Raw genomic sequence first — 18,734 nt, 5'->3', positions numbered from 1 at the left:
GGTCAACTTCGGGGCGGGCTGATCTTTCCCAAAGCCTGATGGCGGAGTGCGGATTACCGCTTCCGCCGTTTCACATTCCCGCCCCGTTGCCCGGGCCGTCCCGCGGTTGACCGCCCCTTCGCCTTGACCGCTGCGGCAGAGGCTTTCTCGACCGCCTGCTGGCGTGCCAAAGGATCGTCGGAGACGGCAAGGTCGACAGCTTCCAGCCGTTTCACTTCGTCCCGCAAACGCGCGGCTTCCTCGAATTCGAGATTCTCGGCGGCCTTGCGCATGTCTGCCTTCAAGCCGTCCAGAACCGCCTGCAGGTTGGAGCCGGAATGTTTGGGGTCGATCGTCGCCGTGACGCGGTTCATGTCAGCGTCGCCTTTATAGAGCCCGGCAAGGATGTCCTCGACGTTCTTCTTCACGGTCTCCGGGGTGATGCCATGCTCTTCGTTATAGGCGATCTGCTTGGCGCGGCGGCGGTTGGTCTCTGCCAGGGCGCGTTCCATGGAGCCCGTGATGCGATCCGCGTACATTATCACGCGGCCTTCCGCGTTCCGCGCGGCGCGGCCAATGGTCTGGATCAGGGAGGTTTCCGAGCGCAGGAAACCCTCCTTGTCTGCGTCCAGAATGGCCACGAGCCCACATTCCGGGATATCGAGACCCTCGCGCAGCAGGTTGATCCCGACCAGAACGTCAAACGCCCCAAGCCGCAAATCGCGCAGGATTTCAATACGTTCGATGGTGTCGATGTCGGAGTGCATGTAGCGGACCTTGATGCCCTGCTCGTGCAGGTACTCCGTCAGGTCCTCGGCCATGCGTTTGGTCAATGTGGTTGCAAGCGTGCGGTATCCATCCGCCGCGACCTTGCGAATTTCGTCCAGCAGATCGTCCACCTGCATTTCGACAGGTCGAATTTCCACCTCCGGATCCAGAAGACCCGTGGGGCGAATGACCTGCTCGGCAAAGACACCGCCGGCCTGATCCATTTCCCACGATGCCGGTGTCGCCGAGACGAAGATGGATTGCGGGCGCATGGCGTCCCATTCCTCGAATTTCAGCGGGCGGTTGTCCATGCAGGACGGCAGGCGGAACCCGTGTTCGGCCAGCGTGAATTTGCGGCGGTAGTCGCCTTTGTACATCGCGCCGATCTGCGGGACAGAGACGTGACTCTCGTCGGCAAACACGATTGCGTTGTCAGGGATGAACTCGAAGAGGGTGGGGGGCGGCTCGCCGGGGGCGCGGCCAGTCAGATAGCGCGAATAGTTTTCGATCCCGTTGCAGACGCCCGTGGCCTCAAGCATCTCCAGATCAAAGTTGCAGCGCTGTTCAAGCCGTTGCGCTTCCAGCAGTTTTCCTTCGTTCACCAGCTGATCGAGCCGCTGACGCAGCTCTTTCTTGATGCCGATGATAGCCTGATTCATCGTCGGGCGGGGCGTGACGTAGTGCGAGTTTGCATAGATGCGGATGCGCTCGAAACTGTCGGTTTTCTCACCGGTAAGCGGGTCAAACTCCGTGATGCTCTCCAACTCTTCGCCAAAGAAAGACAGCTTCCAGGCTCGATCCTCAAGGTGCGCGGGCCAGACCTCAAGGCTGTCCCCGCGAACCCGGAAACACCCGCGCTGAAACGCTTGGTCGTTTCGGCGGTATTGCTGTGCGACAAGGTCCGCAATGACCTTTCGCAGATCGTATTCCTTTTCGATGAATAGATCCTGGGTCATCGCCCCGTAGGTCTCGACCGAACCAATGCCGTAGATGCAGGACACCGAGGCCACGATAATCACGTCATCCCGTTCCAGCAGTGCGCGCGTTGCCGAGTGGCGCATCCGGTCGATCTGTTCGTTGATCTGCGATTCTTTCTCGATGTAGGTGTCCGAGCGTGCCACATAGGCTTCGGGTTGGTAGTAATCGTAGTAGGACACGAAGTATTCGACCGCGTTTTCGGGAAAGAACCCCTTGAATTCGCCATACAATTGCGCCGCGAGCGTTTTGTTCGGGGCGAGGATGATGGCGGGGCGCTGGGTCTCTTCGATGACCTTGGCCATGGTGAAGGTTTTGCCGGTCCCGGTCGCCCCAAGCAGTACCTGATCGCGTTCACCGCCGTTGATCCCGCCCGACAGCTCTTCAATGGCAGTGGGTTGGTCCCCGGCCGCATTGAACTCTGTGTGCATGATGAACTGCTTGCCGCCTTCCAGCTTTTCGCGCGTCCGCACATCCGGCGCTGCGGCGTGCATGACTGGCATGGATTGCGGATTGTTGTTGTGCATAGAACAGACTCCTTCGCGTGCCAAATGTGGCACGGTGGGGCGGGGATGCAAGGGCGAATGCTGTCAGAAAATGGCAGGAGAAGGCTCTCAAGGACGCATTCTCCGATTGATTGACAAAAAACCGGCAGGCTTGCCCGACCTTGCTACGAAATACTTGTGAACCCACGTCTACAGTTGCTGGGCCACCACATCGGTTGCTATGCTCTCAAAAAGAAAAACAAATATCTTGCGCACACCAAAAAATACACCTATAGGTTGCATTGAAAGATGCAACTCAACGATAAGAAATAGTCTCCTGACTGGCTTAAGGGTGTTACGCCGCGCGATTCTGCTGCCCTGCATTGGAAGTAAGAACGGTATGTGAGAGGGATCAACTCGGGGACGTCAATGCGAGAGTAGAATGACGTGCGATCATAGCGACCGGCGGATGGCCGGTTTCGATTCGACGGAAAACATCCGCGCAGAGGGGAAGCTCGATGTGTCCCATGACAGGCTTCCCGGAGGCGCCCGGTTCGTTCGGTTCCGGCCGGTCGGGTTCCTGTCGAAGGATGCAGTTCTCGAGACACTGCGACTGCTGAGCGAGAGGTCGGAACTTGGCGCTAAAATGCCCACGTTGTGGGACTTTCGCGGATTTGACTTCAACCCCTACGATTTGGCTGTGTGCCGTCGACAACTGCTTTCACTGGCACACATGCCGCAGCGCAAGGGCGCATTGCGCGCCTTCGTTGTCGACAGCGAGTTGGGGTACGGCTGCATCCGTATGGCGCAGGAGGTTCTCAGTGGCCACGGGATCGAGGATATGGGCAATTTGCACGTTACCTATTCATGCGAAGACGCCTTGCAGTGGATTGCGGAAAAGCTGTTGGCTCAGGAATGAAGACATTGGCCTCCTCAGATGGCGTCTCGACGGATCAAATGACGCAGAAGCCGCGCTTGCCCCGTGACGGCAAATCTTTGATAACCCTTAAAGCCAATTCTGCTATCGCCTTGCCGAGCGCCCTGTGCGACACCCGGCAATCAGCAGCCATGTGAAGGAGAGCCATGATGCGCGCCCGCATTTACCAGCCGTCCAAGACCGCCATGTCATCGGGGCAGGGCAAGACAAAGACCTGGCTTCTGGAGTTCGCCCCGGCGAAAGCCCGCGAGGTGGATCCGCTGATGGGCTGGACATCGAGCAGTGACACGCAAACCCAGGTCCGGCTGCGGTTCGACAGCAAGGATGCGGCTGTGGCCTATGCGCGCGAGCATGGCATTGATGCGCAGGTCTTCGAGCCGAACAAGCGCCGCCCCAATGTGCGCGCCCGTGGCTACGCCGAGAACTTCGCGGTGGATCGAAAAAGCGCCTGGACGCATTGAGCCTATTCCGAAGCGCATGCATGGGGATAATGAGCCAAGGTTCGGAGTGTCATGAACGTATCGCATCTGGTTACACATTCCGGCGGGTTCCACGCGGATGAGCTGCTCTCATCGGTTGTTCTGACCCGGCTGTTCCCGTCGGCGCGTTTGATCCGCAGTCGCGATCCGGAGTGGATTTCGCCTCGGGAGGGGCGGATCATCTATGACGTGGGGCGCGAATACGATCCGGGCGCGGGGATGTTCGATCATCACCAGAAGCCGAACCCTCTACGCGAAGATGGAAGCCCTTTCAGCTCATTCGGTCTGATCTGGAAGCATTTCGGCCGCGACTATCTCAAGGCCATGGCGGTGCCCGATGCCGAAGTGGATGCGGTTCATGCCAGCTTTGACGCCAAGTTTGTCTGGCCGATCGACATGCTGGACAACGGCGCGATGGAGCCGTCTTCTGCGGGGCCTCTTGCCGGTCTGACCCTGCCGGTTCTGCTCGAGACGCTTAAACCGGAATTCGACGAGCGCGATCCTGCGGCGGATGATTCCGCCTTTGCCGAGGCGCTGGACGTGGCCCGCGCCTTTGTCGAGGCCGCTGTACGCAATCTGGCGGCAAAACGGCGGGCGGAGGCAATGGTGACCGAGGCGATTTCCTCAGCAGGAGAAAGCCGGGTTCTGGAGCTTGCCATGGGCATGCCGTTCCGTGCCGCTATTGAAAAGGTCGGCGCGGACCACCTGTTGTTTGTCGTGCATCCGCGTGACAAGGACTGGGCTCTGACCACCATTCGCAAGGGCGGCGATACCTTCGAGAGCCGCGCGGATCTGCCCGCAGCCTGGGCCGGGCTGACCGATCACGCACTGGAAGAAGCCAGCGGCGTGAGCGGGGCCAAGTTCTGCCACAACGGCCGTTTTATCGCGGTGGCGAATTCGCGCGATGCCGTGCTCAAGATGGCGGATCTCGCTGTCGCGGCGCATCTGGGCTGATCGCGTTTGTCCGTCCTGATCACAGGTGAGGGCACTGTGACGGTGATGCTTGCTCATGGCGCGGGTGCCGCCATGGACACATCTTTCATGACTGGGTTGGCGGAGGCATTGGCGGCCAAGGGCCTGCGCACACTGCGGTTCGAGTTCGACTATATGGCGCAAAGGCGGACCGGCGGGTCCAAGCGGCCACCGCCGAAAATGCCGGTTTTGGAAGCTGAATACAGAGAACAGATCGCCGAACTGGCTGGGGACGGGCCATTGATCATCGGCGGCAAGAGCATGGGTGGCCGCGTGGCCAGCCTGATCGCGGATGATTTGTTTGCCAAAGGTCAAATCGCAGGTCTGGCCTGTTTCGGATACCCCTTCCATCCAACGGGCAAGCCGGAGAACCTGCGCACGGCGCATCTTGAAACGCTGACGTGTCCCGCGCTGATCTGCCAAGGCACGCGGGATCCGTTTGGAACAGCGGAGGACGTTGCGGGTTACAACTTGTCTGGTGCCATTGCGATGCATTGGCTGGAGGATGGCGACCATGACTTCAAGCCGCGCAAACGCCTGACCGGATTGACCGCAAACGACCATGTGCTGGCCGCGGCTGCGGCGGTTTCGGATTGGGCCTCGACACTTTAGGCCAAGGGCGGTGTTCCGCCTTTCCTTTGGCAAAGCGGCGGTTTTCCGCAACGAGGTCAGGAATTCCTGCCTACATCGTGATGGCCTAGCGCTTGACCCCGATGCCAGGATTTTGTGTTGTTAACACAATTGGGCTGGCCCGCGCTGCTGTTACGCAGGTTTCCGGGCGCGGCCCGCACCGCATTGATTTTCAGGAGGTGAATTATGCGAATTCTTTCGATCGTCGCGGCGATGGGCGTGGCACTTGGAACCGCCGCTTTCGCAGCGGGGCCGGATCCGGTCCAGCAACACAACTCGAATGCCGTCTGGTTTGAGAACTGGATTGGTCTGACCAATGCCACGATGGTTGTCGCCGCGCCCAATGGCCGGATCAGCCAGGTTCGGTCCGAACGGGGCACGCCAGTGTATGAACTGGATCGCTCGGACGCGCAGGACGGGGTTTACCGGTACGAGTTGCGGGCCGCGACCGAAGAAGAGATCGAGATCGTCAACCCGGTGAACAACGGCCGGGGCGAAGCGCAAACCACCATGAAAAAGCCTTTCTACAGGACCGGCCACTTCGTGGTGTCGCGCGGGGTGATCATCACCCCCGAAGAAGTCAAAGAAGAGTAAACACGCAAGGCCCGGACAACCTCCGGGCCTTAGGGTCCTGACCCTAGCTTTCCGCAAAACGCCCGCGTGTGCGATTGGCGAAAGCCACCAGGGACAGCATCACGGGCACTTCGACCAGAACGCCAACCACGGTTGCCAGGGCCGCGCCCGAATTCAGCCCAAAGAGCGAAATCGCCACGGCGACGGCGAGTTCAAAGAAGTTCGACGTGCCAATCATCGCGCAGGGGGCGGCGATGCGGTGCGGAACCTTCAAAACAAAGGCTGCACCGTAAGCCAGCGCGAAGATGCCGTAGCTTTGGATCAGGATCGGCACGGCGATAAGCGCGATCACCAAAGGGCGTGACAGGATGGTTTCGCCCTGCAGGCCGAACAGAATGCCAACCGTCGCAATCAGCCCGATCATCGACAGCGGTTTGATCCGCGACGTGAAAGCCTCCACCGCTGCACCACTGCCAAGCGCGCGCCGCGTCAGAAGACCTGCGATAAGGGGTAGCAGCACATAGAGCACCGTCGCCAGAACAAGCGTGTCCCATGGCACGGCGATGTCCGTGATCCCCAGAAGGAAAGCGACGATCGGGGCAAAGGCGATAACCATAATCAGGTCATTCACGGAGACCTGCACCAGCGTATAGGTCGCGTCGCCCCGCGTGAGCTGTGACCAGACAAAGACCATGGCTGTGCAGGGGGCCGCGCCCAGCAGGATCAGCCCGGCGGTGTATTGCGCGGCGTCTTCGGGAGAAATCAGCGGCGCAAAGATGTAGTCGAAGAACAGCACGGCCAGCAGCGCCATTGTAAAGGGTTTGATCAGCCAATTGACCACAAGCGTCACCAACAGGCCTTTTGGTTGTCTGGCCACACCGGCGACGGCGCCAAAATCCACACCAACCATCATCGGATAGACCATCGCCCAGATCAGCACCGCGACGACGAGGTTGATCGAGGCCACTTCGGCAGCGGCAATGGCCTGAACCAGCGGCGGGAACAGGATCCCGATGGCCATGCCTGCGCCCATCGCAAGCGCCACCCAGATCGTCAGATATCTCTCGAAGCGGCTCATTTCATTGTCCTTTTTTGGATCCTGTCGGTACGGCGCCGAGGTGAAGGCAGCAGTGCGCCCCGGGTCTAACAAGGGTATCGCACTATGGTGCTTAAGCGCGTTTGGGGCGCAGGAGCAAGACGCCGATCCGCGAAAGTCAAAGCGGACCTTTATGCAACCCAAACATGTCTCTTGTGACGTGGATCACTACTGCACAACATCTTGGCCACAGTTGCCCGTAAAATGACGATCCGAAGGATTGGGTTCATGACGGCTTAGCGGTTTTCCGCCTAACGTGACGTCAAAGGCCGGAGCTGCGTTCGTCGGGGATGCGCGAATCCGGCTGCCAAAGCACTGACGGGACATTTCATGACCAGCTTTCTGCGCCGCGCGCTCTTCACACTCGTGTTTTCTGTTTTGCCGGCTCTTGCCAGCGCTCAATCCGGGGTGACGTTCAATCCTTACTTCTCGTCTTCATCGGTTGTCTCGAACGGTGAAGTAACGGCCATCCTCGATTTTCAGGGGGCTGCGGCGTCAGGGACAACCGGGGTTGCGGTCACGACCACCTTGCCGGGTGTTCTGACAGTTGGTCAGAGTGCAGTGACAAACAGCTGTTTTGGCGCAGCGGTATCGGCCGTCCCCGGCTCTACGTCGGTCAGTGTTTCCGCGTTCAATCTTGGCAGCGGCGCGAGCTGTCAGATTACGGTTCCGGTTGCAGCAGGCACGGTGGCGAGCAATACCACGGAGACTGTTGTCTACAGCTGGTTGACGGACGCGGGCGGTGAGACGGCTGAAAATGCCAGCTTGACCGTTCAACCGGGGTTCTTTCCGGCGTCCAAGTCTTTGTCTTCCTCGATGGCGACCATCGGCGGGCGCACAACGGTGAGTTATACCTTCGGCGCGGGCACTTCGTCATTCCAGCAGGTTATTCTGACCGAAACTCTGCCAACGGGCATTGAAGTGGCGAGCCCGCCCAACGCCGCGACGGACTGTTTGTTCAACGGCACCCCAGGAACGGCCACCATCACCGCCAACCCTGGCGCGTCCACTGTTGAACTGGTTGGGTTCGTGCCAACCACTGCGGCTTGCACTTTGGACTTCGACGTGACAGCGACAGCGGCGGGTGACTTCGATTTGTCCGGGACTGTCTCGCAACTCAGCAGCAGTTTTGTCGAATCGCTCTCGGTTGCGGGTCTCCCGACCGGCGGAATCGTTCTGGAGAAGGCGTTTGACGAAGGCAGCGCCCTGCCGACGGAAACCGTTCAGCTGACCTTCACCGTAAGCAACAAAACACGGAACGATCCCGGAACCGCGCTGACCTTCTCCGATGATCTGTCGTCCATGATCGCAGGCGCCACCTTCACCGGATCCCTGCCGGCTAACCCCTGTGGAGCGGGATCCAGCCTCGCCCTGTCCGGGGGGAATCAGGTTCTGACGCTCACCGGCGGGTCATTGGCCGGTGAACAGTTTTGCTCCTTCACTGTCCCTGTAACACTTCCTGCATCTGTGACCACAGCCGGCTCCTACGAGAACCAGACAAGCGCGATCAGCGGGATGTTGGACGGCAGTCCTTATACCGGCAACCAGGCCAGCGCGTTCCTTTACATCGAATCGTCGAGCGCCTTGCCGCCGATCCTGAGCAAATCCTATGACGCTGATACAGGCACGCCGGGTCTTCAGCCGTCCGCTCCCGACACAGATGTCACGGTCATCTACACGATCGACAATCTCAATGGTGCGGGAATGGACTTCACCGATATCACCTTTGTGGACGAGGTCTCACCGCCAAGCGGCATGATCCCGAATACCGTCTCTGCAGTGAACACGTGCGGTGGGTCGTTCAGTTATGACTCCTTTGACGATGAGCTGACCCTGACGGGCGGGGCGTTGGCTGGCAATGCGCTTGGCAATGCGCAATGTACGATCACGCTGCCCTTTTCCATTCCGGCGGGCACATCGCCGGGAACCTATGACTCCCCGACCGAGACGATTTCCGCCGTGCTGTCCGGCCAGACCCTTTACGGAGACGCAGCTTCGGCAACGCTGACCGTGATCGGCGGCGCAGATCTGAGCCTTTCAAAATCCTTTGATGTGGCCAATGCAGTGGCCGGATCGACAGTCACGGCAACCCTTTTGCTTGAAAGCGACGAGGAAAGCCCGTCCGAGGCGGTGAACCTGCAGGTGGATGACAACCTGGCAAACTTCGTTACCGGTGCAACCTATGCCGGCAACCTGGGCGGCACCTGTGGTGCAACACTCAATGGCACCTCCACATCGACAAACGCGATTTTCGACGTGGCAAGCCTGCCCATCGGGCATGATTGTACGATCGTGTTTGACATCACCCTTCCGACGGGTGTGAACGGCACCTTCACCAACACCGCTGGTGGGCTGACAGGCACGGCTGGCGGTGAGCCGGTTTCTACGCCGCCCGCCACAGCCGATCTGGATATTCTGCCTGTTGCGCCTCTGGACATGGTACGAGAGTTCCTCGACCAGCCGTTGATCCCCGGCGGCAGCTTTACCGCACGGTACACCTTCACCAACACCACTGGCTCCGATTACACCGCCGTTACCTTTACCGACGATTACAACCTGTTCAACAACGCCACAACGATCACCGTTCTGCCGTCCGCCGGCTTCTGCGGAGCCGGCAGTTCCGCGACCGATTTCTCGGCCTTTTTGGTCTTCTCGGGACTTTCGGTGACGGCAGGGACAAGCTGTACCTTCGACGTCACGGGCACGCTGCCCGCAGCCACAGCGGATGGCAGTTATAAGCTGAACAGCAGCGCCGTGACCGGCAGCGTCAGCGGCTCGAGCGTGGTTCTGGCAAGCATCAGTTCGGACGCGTTGGTCAAAAGCGACTTTCTGGAGCTGAGCCGGGTTTACACCCCCGATCCGGTTTCTGCAGGCAACACGCTGAGCGTGACTTACACGATCGAAAACACTCTGGATGATCCTGTCACATCGGTCAGTTTCGTAGATTCCCTTTCGGGCTTCCCCTCCGGCACCACGCTTTCAGGATCGCCGACGTCCACCTGCGGCGGCACCTTCACGGGTGGCCTGAGTTTCGACTTCAGCGGTGGATCGATCGCGGCGCTGGGCACCTGTACGATTTCGGCGGATTTGAACATCCCGTCCAACGCGCCGGTCGCAAGCTTCCTGTCCTCGACAACGGCCCCGCCTTCGGGGAGCGCATCCGGGTTGATGATCTCCGGGATTTCCGTGGAATCGGCCTTCGAAGTGCGCAGCTTCGAGCTGCCGATGTTCGCCCTCAGCTATGATTCCGCCTTTGTCGGGGCGGGTGAGACCCTGACAGGCACCTACACGATCACCAACACCGATGCGTCGGTCACGTTGAGCGATTTGCAGTTCAATGATGACTACGATTCCATCTTGTCGGGCCTCACTCTTGGCGCCGGATCGTCAACGACTTGCCCAACCGGCAGCATAAGTGGAACAGGCACAGGCGTGCTGTCCGCGAACGGCTTGTCGGTTCCGCCTTCAAGCAGCTGTACCGTTGATGTTGTTCTGCAGATTCCCGCCGCGGCGGCGTCCGGTTCCGTCACGACGACCAGCTCGGCGCTCTCCTCGAACGGTGATGTGCTGGCTGATCCGGTCTCCGATAGCTTTACCGTTGTCCCGAACCCGGGCTTCAGCGCCGCCTTTGCACCCGCGCCGGTGGTGCAGGGCGCGATCAGCACCCTGACCTTCACGCTCGACAACAGCGGCGCAGGCACTTCGGCTACCGGTGCCGGGTTCTCCGGAACCCTGGAAAGCTCGCTGCTCGTGGCAACGCCGTCCAATGCCTCCACGACCTGTACGGGCGGAACGGTAACGGCGACGGCTGGCACCTCCGGCTTCTCCTATGCGGGCGGCACACTTCCGTCCAGCGCGACCTGTACCATCAGCTTTGACGTTGTGACTTCGACCGCCGGCCTCAAGACACAGCCCATCGGAAGCCTGACGTCGAGCCTGGGTGGCGCGGCTGGCACGGCTCCGACGCTTCTGGTGTCCAGTGCACCGATTCCGTCCTTCTCCAAGAGCTTTGACGCAGTGAGCATCGCGGCGGGTGGCAGCTCGACCATGACACTGACCATCAACAACGCGACAGCGCTGGTTCCCGCCACAGCCCTGAGTGTTACGGACACGCTGCCTGCGGGCATGGTTGTGGCGACGCCGTCCAATGCGGCAACCACTTGCACCGGCGGCACGCTGACAGCCGTCGCCGGGTCCGGAACAGTTTCCTATTCCGGCGGTACCGTTGCCGCCTCGGGCAGCTGTACAATCACCGTTGATGTCACGCTGACCGGCGCGGGATCTTATGTAAACACAACAGGGGCCCTGAGTACGTCTCTTGGCAGTGCGGGCACGGCGAGCGCAACGCTCAGTCAGCCGGGGATCACGATCACAACGCCGATTGCGACCAATGATATCGTCAATGGCGCAGAAGCGCCTTCGGTGACCGTGTCCGGTATGACCGTGGCCGTTGCCAATGGTCAGACAGTGACCGTCACCGCGACAGACAGCGCGTCCGGCACGTCTACCCAGACCTTCGGCGTGGCGAGCAACGCCTATTCCGTGAACCTCGACATGAGCGGTCTTGCGGATGGCGCTGTGTCGATCACCGCCATGGTATCCGATGTGAATGGCACCCCCGCTTCGGCGACTCCGGCGGCTGTGACCCTGGATGCCACGCCCCCGACGGGACAGTCCGTGGCCTTCGATCAGACCTTGGTGAACCTTGCCAACGAAAGCGCGATTTCCTTCACGCTGACCGGCGGCGAAGTGGGCGCGAGCTTCACTTACCAGATCACCGACACGGGCGCGGGTTCTGTCACCGGTGGGCCGACCACGATCACCTCGGCTTCTCAAACCGTGAACCCGTTGGATCTCAGCGGCCTTGGCGAAGGCACTTTGACCCTCAGCGTCACATTGACCGACACCAATGGCAACGCAGCCCCGGCGGTGACGGATACCATCGAAAAGGATGCTGTTGCGCCGACCGTCGCTTTCGACAGCTCGCTTGCGGGCGATGATGTGGTCAACGCAGCAGAAGCCGCCACGGTCACGATCAGCGGCACCTCCACCGATGCGGAGGACGGCCAGAGCGTCACCCTGTCCATTGGGGATGGCAGCAGCACGGTGCCCGGCTCGGCCCTCGTTTCGGGTGGCATCTGGAGCACGGTTGTCAATTTGTCCGGTCTCAGCGATGGATCGCTCAGCCTGACGGCTGATCTCAGCGACGTTGCGGGCAATCCGGCAACGCAGGCGACGGCCAACCTGACCAAGGACGTGGCAGCGCCCAGCGGCTATTCCATGGCCTTTGATCAGGACCCGGTCAATCTCTCGAACGAGAGCGCCGCGTCCCTGACCCTGACTGGCGGTGAGTTTGGCACGAGTTTCGCCTATACCATCACCTCGGACGCGGGCGGCACGCCTGTTACAGGCAGCGGCACCGTTACCAGCGCGCCCCAGACGCTGAGCGGTATCGACCTGTCCGGTCTTGGCGATGGCACGCTGACGGTCACTCTCTCCCTGACCGATACGGCAGGGAACGCAGGCGGCAACGTCACGGACACAACCACCAAGGACGCAACAGCGCCCACGGTCAGCTTCGACAGCCTGTTGATGGGTGATGATCAGGTGAACGGCACCGAAGTGGCGGCCGTGACCATCAGCGGCACCTCCACCGATGCGGAGGACGGTCAGACCGTGACACTGGCCATTTCCGATGGCACCACCACGATTCCGTCCAGCGCCACGGTTAACAGCGGAGTGTGGAGCGTCACGCTTGACCTGTCCGCCCTGAATGAAGGGGCGCTCAGCCTGACCGCAGATCTCAGCGATGTTGCGGGCAACCCGGCCGCCCAGGCCAGCGCCGGACTGACCAAAGACACCATCGCACCGAGCGGGCACAGTGTCAGCTATGTCCAGTCCTTCGTGAACATCGCCAATCAGTACAACATCGGTTTTGACATCAATAACGCCGAAGTGGGTGCGAGGTTCCGTTACGAAGTGTTTGATGGCTCGGTGATTGCGCCTTCGGGGACTGGCACGATCACGGCCAATCCGGTTCACGAAAGACGAAACTCCGATCACAGTTTCCCGGGGCAGGGCACGCTGACGATAACCGTGATCCTGACGGATGCGGCGGGCAACGTGGCTGCTGGAGTGACTGACACCATCATCAAGGATACGGTGGCTCCGACCCTGACCTTCGACAACCCGCTCATGGGCGATGATGTCATCAACGGCACCGAAGCTCCCACCGTTACGATTAGTGGCACCTCGACAGATGCGGAAGATGGGCAACCCGTCAACATCATCGCGGGTGATGGTGCGACCTTTGTTTTGGTCAACCCGACGGTGAACAGCGGGGTCTGGAGCACGGTTGTTGATCTGACACCCCTTGCAGACGGAACCTTGAACCTGACCGCAGATGTCAGTGACGTTGCGGGCAACCCGGCCACTCAGGCCACCGCCATCTTGGGGAAAGACACGGTTGCGCCGAGCGGTGCGAGCGTGAGCTTCACGCCTTCGTCTGTGAACGGGGCCAATGAAACCTCTGTTGCGTTTGACTTTGCCAGCGGCGAGGTTGGCGCCTCCTTTGTTTACCAGATCACCTCCAGCGGCGGCGGCACGGCAGTGACCGGCAGCGGCACTCTGGCGACCGCCACAGATCAGATCTCGGGTCTTGATCTCAGCGGTCTGGCGGATGGTACGCTAACCTTGACGGCGACCCTGTCGGACCCTGCGGGCAACGCGGGTACAGCGATCACGGACACCATCACCAAGGATACGGTTGCCCCATCGCTTGCCATCGACAACCCGCTTGCAGGTGATGATCTGGTGAACGCGTCCGAGGCCGGCTCGGTTACGATTTCCGGCACGTCCAGCGATCTGCCGGATGGCAATGCGGTCGCAATTGTTGTCACCGATTCCCTGAGCGCAACCGTGCCCGGCACCGCCAATGTGACAGGTGGGGTCTGGAGTGTGACGCTTGACCTGTCAGGCCTCGCCGACGGTTCTCTCAGCATTGCGGCCAATGCCACCGATCCGTCCGGCAACCCGGCCATCGAAGCCACGGCCAGCCTGACGAAAGACACCGGCGTGCCCACGGGCTTCGGTGTGGCGTTCAACCCGGCTTCGGTGAACGCGGCCAACCAGACAGCGGTGGACTTCAGCTTTACAGGAGCAGAAACCGGCGCGACCTTTGCCTTTACCGTGTCGTCCAGCGCGGGCGGTACGCCGGTCACGGGCACAGGCACCCTTGGCAGTGCAACACATCAGGCCTTTGCGGACCTGTCGTCGTTGCCGGATGGCACGCTGACGCTCAGCGTTGTTGTCACCGATATCGCGGGCAACGCCGCCCCGGCGGTCACCGACACCATCGAGAAAGACGTGGTTGCTCCGACACTGGCGTTTGACGGTCCCTTCGCAGGGGATGATGTGGTCAACGCGGCCGAAGAGAGCGCGGTGACCATTGATGGCACCTCCACGGATCTGCCCGATGGCCATGTGATCACGGTTCAAGTCAGCGATGGCACGGCTACCGTCTCGGGCACGGCCACCGTCGGCAGCAACGCCTGGAGCGCCACGTTCGACCTTTCGGGACTTGCCGATGGTCCTCTGACACTGTCGGCCTCCACGACGGATCCGGCGGGCAACCCGGCGGTTCCGGCAACGGATACCCTTACCAAGGACACGGCTGCGCCAACCGGCTTTACCGTGGCCTTCGCGCAGACGGCGGTGAACGCCGCCAATGAAACGGCGTCTGGCTTCGGCTTTACCGATGGCGAAACCGGGGCAAGCTTTGCCTATACCATCACGTCCTCTGGCGGCGGCACGGCTGTCACAGGGACGGGCACAATCAGCAGTGCGACACATGCTGTGAGCGGGCTTGACCTGAGCGGTCTGGCGGACGGCACGTTGACGCTCAGCGTTGTTGTGACGGATACGGCGGGCAACGCATCGACTGCGTCAACCGATACGGTTGAAAAGGACGTTGTCGCCCCGACGCTCGCTTTTGACCGGCCGATTTCCGGCGATGACGTGGTCAACGCGGCAGAGGCGGGCGCGCAAAGCGTCATGGGCACGTCCAGCGGCCTGCCCGATGGGCAGACCGTGACAGTTGCCGCCAGCGACGGCACGGCCACGGTCAGCGGCACAACAACGGTGTCCGGCGGCGCATGGACTGTTGTCCTCGATCTCAGCGGGCTGGCAGACGGGACGATCAACCTGACCGCCGACGCAAGTGATGTTGCTGGCAATCCGGCGGCGCAGGCGGCGGCAACCGTAACCAAGGATGCAACGGCACCTTCGGGATACACCGTGCTCTTCGATCAGGACCCGATCAACCTCGCGACAGCGGGCGCGGCGAGCTTCACCTTTGCCGGAGCCGAAGTTGGCGCGATGTTCAACTACACCATCACCTCCGATGCTGGCGGCACGCCGGTGAGCAGCAGCGGCACCATTGCCTCTGCCGATCAACAGGTGAGTGCGATTGACCTCACGGGCCTCAACGACGGGACGCTGACACTCAGCGTGACGTTGACAGACCTTGCGGGCAACACCGGCGCTGCGGCCACGGATGACGCCACGAAGGATGTGGCGGTTCCAGGTGTCGCCTTCGACAGCCCCCTGCTGGACGATGATGTGGTGAACGCCTCCGAAGCGTCCTCGGCCACGATCAGCGGCACGGCAACGGACGTCGAAGACGGCCAGAGCGTGACACTGGCGGTCAGCGATGGCAGCGCAACGGCGACGGGCAGTGCAACGGTTTCCGGTGGTATCTGGTCCACCGCAATGGACCTGAGCGCCCTCGCGGATGGGGCCCTGTCCCTGACGGCGGACCTCGACGATGCGGCGGGCAACCCGGCACCGCAGGCCACGGCCAGCCTGAGTAAAGACGCCACCGCGCCTTCCGGTTATGGCGTGAGCTTTGATCAGGATCCGGTGAACCTCTCGAACGTCTCGGCGGTGAGTTTCAGTTTCTCCGGTGCCGAGGTCGGGGCCAGCTTTGTCTATGCGATCTCTTCCGATAGCGGCGGCACGGCCATGACGGGAAGCGGCACGATCAGCAGCGCAACCGAGCAGGTGAGCGGGCTGGATGTGTCGGGCCTCGGAGACGGCACGCTGACAGTGACCGTTGCGCTGACGGATACGGCGGGTAACGCCGGCATCCGGGCAAGCGGAACAGCGACCAAAGACGTGATTCAGCCGACGGTCACCTTGACCGTCCCGACCGAAGCACAGTCCGATCCGTTCGAAGTGACGGTGAGCTTCAGCGAACCGGTGACGGGTTTTGCACTGGCGTCGCTGGACATCGACAACGGCACTGCGTCTGTTCTGAACGGCAGCGGGGATACCTACACCTTCACGCTGACCCCGGATCATGACGGTGACATCACCATCACGGTGCTGGCCGCCGCGGCGCAGGACGGGCAGGGCAACGACAGTGTTGTCTCCGATCCGGTCATGGCCACGGCGGATCTGACCGGCACGCCCGATCCGGCACCCTTGCCTGACAGCGATGGCGATGGCGTTCCGGATGCAAACGAGACAGGCGACCGCGATGGCGACGGTATCCCGGATGCGTCGGACTACGATCCGCAGGGCTATTTCTACTGTGAAGACGATGGCCGGATCCTGGCCGGTGGCGGCATCACCGTCAGCGGACCGTCCGGGTCGAACAGCAGCATCGGCCTTGCCAATGACATCAACATTGTCCGCGACGGCTCCACCGGTGAGTTCCAGTGGTTCGCAACACGCCCCGGCACCTACACGGTGACTTACAGCTACCCGGCCAGCGAGGGTCTGCCGAGCACGGCGCGCCTCTCCTCCGGCACGCTGGACGTGACCACGATCCTGCCGTCGAACCCTGGTGTTCTCGGCTCGACCGAGGATGGCAGCACCGGCTTCCTCGCGGATGCCTCGGCGAGCGTCTTCTACGACACCTTTGTCATCGAACCGGGCGATCCGGATGTTCTGGCAAACAACGTGCCCATGACGCAATGCGCGGAAAACCCGGTCACGGCCAGCCTTGGCCAGAACGGGGCGGAAGCGAATGGCGGCACGCCCACGGACGTGACCTTTGTCATCGCGCAGGATCGTCTGTCGGCCCTGCCCACGGTGGTCACCTACACCATGGGTGGCACGGCAACCGGCGGGACGGACTACACCGCGCCGAGCGGCACGGCCACGATCCCGGTTGGCGACACATCGGTTGTTGTGACCGTTCCGGTTCTGGAGGACGGCCTGATCGAAGGATCCGAGAGCGTGTCGCTGACCCTTGCGGGAGTGACCTCCGGCGATACGGTGACGATGCTCAGCACTACCGCCTCCGATCTGACCGCGACGGCCAGCATCCTCGACGATGACAACGCGGTGATCGCGGTCACCGATGTGGATCTGACCACCTCGGAAAACGGCGATGATGATGCGACCATGTCCTTCGTCCTGCTGGGTCAGCCTTCGTCCAATGTCACGCTCAGCTTTGCCGGTGACAGCCAGTGTAAGGTCATGCCCGCAACGCTGACCTTTACGTCGGCCAACTACACCAGCCCGCAGGCGCTGACGATCCGGGCGATTGACGATGAGGATGTCGAGGGCACGCACAGCTGTCAGCCGACGGTCACGGTATCCTCCGCGGATTCCCGCTACGATGCTTATGCGCTGGCGCTCAGCACGGTGACGGTCACGGACGATCTTGTAGACCAAATCCGCGATCCGCTGACGGAAATCCTCAAGGATGACCTTGAGCAGACCGTCCGCACCCAGCAGCGTCACTTCAGCCGCATTGCCAAAGGCGCGCTCAGCCGCCTGAAGGAAGGGCAGAGCGGGTTGGAATGCGGGACGATCTCGGCACCGGATGTGGATGGGCGTCTGACCATTCAGGACGGCACCGGCAGCAGCGACGGCAAGTTCGGCTGGGATGTCTACAACTGCTACACCATGCGGCGTGAGATCCTTGACGGAAGCTTCTCGCTCAACTGGTCGGCAGACAAAGGCACGCAGGCGATGCTGCAGTTCTCGCGCCAGAGCGAAAAGTTCCTGTCCGAGAGCGCGCTGCACGGCTTCTTCTGGGGGGGCTACTACAGCCGAAACCTCGTGGATGGCCCGGCAGATGGTGTGATCAACGGCTTTGGTCTCAATGGCGGCGTCTACGGCGCGCGTGATCTGGGCGATGGATTGTTCATGGACTACTACGCTTCGGCGGCCATCGGCATGCATCGCTATGACCTGACCTTCGATGCCAATCCGGCTGACATCACGGCCACCGGCGACTATCGCTATGCGGCGGTCTTCGGCGGTGTGGCGCTGAGCGGAACACGGGAGTACGAGACGTTCACCCTGACCCCGCGCGTTGGTCTCGATCTGGCTCATGCCTGGGTCTCGGACGCCAGCGTCACGGCCAAGCAGCTTGGCCAGACGGACACGGGCCGGATCGAGTTGCCGGACTTCAGCGGCGGGCGCCTCTTTGCGGAGGTCGAGTTCGCCGGGATCGGCTCCAAGGAGGGCGCGGCCGCCTTTGGCGAGATGATGACCGAAATGAGCTTCACCCCGCGTGTCGCCTGTGAGTTCTCGTCTTATGGCGATGGCGCGGATTGTAGCGCGGGCATCAACATATCCGTGATGATGACCAAGCCGAGCAAGCATCTGAGCTACGGGTTCGAGCTGGACTACGAGCGTCTCGACGATCTCAACCGTCTGACGCTGGACTTCACCCGCGAGCGCAAGTTTGCGCGCGGGCAGGGGGCCGTGGTCACCCGCCTCGCCATGCCGAGCCCGGAAGAAGTGACGCTCGAACACGGCGTCTCGCTCGACTTCTGATCGAGAAACACAAAAAACCGCCGCGCCTCACGAGGGCGCGGCGG

At 61.4% G+C, this 18,734-nt stretch carries 8 protein-coding genes; 6 read left to right on the top strand and 2 right to left on the bottom strand.

Going from position 1 to position 18,734, the window contains the following annotated elements; all coding sequences use genetic code 11:
- Positions 1-53 precede the first annotated feature (53 nt).
- Entirely contained in the window at positions 54-2,249 is a 2,196-nt protein-coding gene (gene uvrB / locus E4662_RS02475; protein WP_136439678.1) for an excinuclease ABC subunit UvrB, read from the bottom strand.
- Between the two features lie 400 nt (positions 2,250-2,649).
- Here uvrB and E4662_RS02470 point away from each other — a divergent pair, with 400 nt between their 5' ends.
- The 5 genes from E4662_RS02470 (at position 2,650) to E4662_RS02450 (ending at position 5,819) form a co-directional block, all read left to right on the top strand.
- The gene (locus E4662_RS02470) at positions 2,650-3,126 is read left to right on the top strand and encodes a hypothetical protein (RefSeq protein ID WP_136439677.1); all 477 of its coding nucleotides are present in this window, start codon (positions 2,650-2,652) and stop codon (positions 3,124-3,126) included.
- A 167-nt stretch (positions 3,127-3,293) separates the two neighbouring features.
- Entirely contained in the window at positions 3,294-3,605 is a 312-nt protein-coding gene (locus E4662_RS02465; RefSeq protein ID WP_136439676.1) for an ETC complex I subunit, read from the top strand.
- Between the two features lie 51 nt (positions 3,606-3,656).
- Entirely contained in the window at positions 3,657-4,577 is a 921-nt protein-coding gene (locus tag E4662_RS02460) for an MYG1 family protein (protein WP_136439675.1), read from the top strand.
- Positions 4,578-4,622: 45 nt separating this feature from the next.
- A complete protein-coding gene (locus E4662_RS02455) occupies positions 4,623-5,207 on the top strand; it encodes an alpha/beta family hydrolase (RefSeq protein ID WP_136440216.1) in 585 nt (194 codons plus the stop codon).
- A gap of 204 nt (positions 5,208-5,411) precedes the next feature.
- Entirely contained in the window at positions 5,412-5,819 is a 408-nt protein-coding gene (locus tag E4662_RS02450) for a hypothetical protein (RefSeq protein ID WP_136439674.1), read from the top strand.
- A gap of 43 nt (positions 5,820-5,862) precedes the next feature.
- On the opposite strand, the gene arsB is transcribed toward E4662_RS02450, so the two are convergent.
- Complete coding sequence (gene arsB / locus E4662_RS02445) at positions 5,863-6,876, bottom strand: ACR3 family arsenite efflux transporter (protein ID WP_136439673.1); 1,014 nt, start codon at positions 6,874-6,876, stop codon at positions 5,863-5,865.
- Positions 6,877-7,224: 348 nt separating this feature from the next.
- Here arsB and E4662_RS02440 point away from each other — a divergent pair, with 348 nt between their 5' ends.
- On the top strand, positions 7,225-18,690 hold the full coding sequence (locus E4662_RS02440) for a DUF7933 domain-containing protein (RefSeq protein WP_136439672.1): 11,466 nt from the start codon (positions 7,225-7,227) through the stop codon (positions 18,688-18,690).
- Positions 18,691-18,734: the final 44 nt, after the last annotated feature.

Source organism: Pacificoceanicola onchidii (assembly GCF_004804335.1).
Taxonomy (GTDB): Bacteria; Pseudomonadota; Alphaproteobacteria; order Rhodobacterales; family Rhodobacteraceae; genus Pacificoceanicola; species Pacificoceanicola onchidii.
The sequence above is the reverse complement of the archived record's forward strand: the minus strand, read 5'-3'. Positions and strand labels throughout refer to the sequence as shown.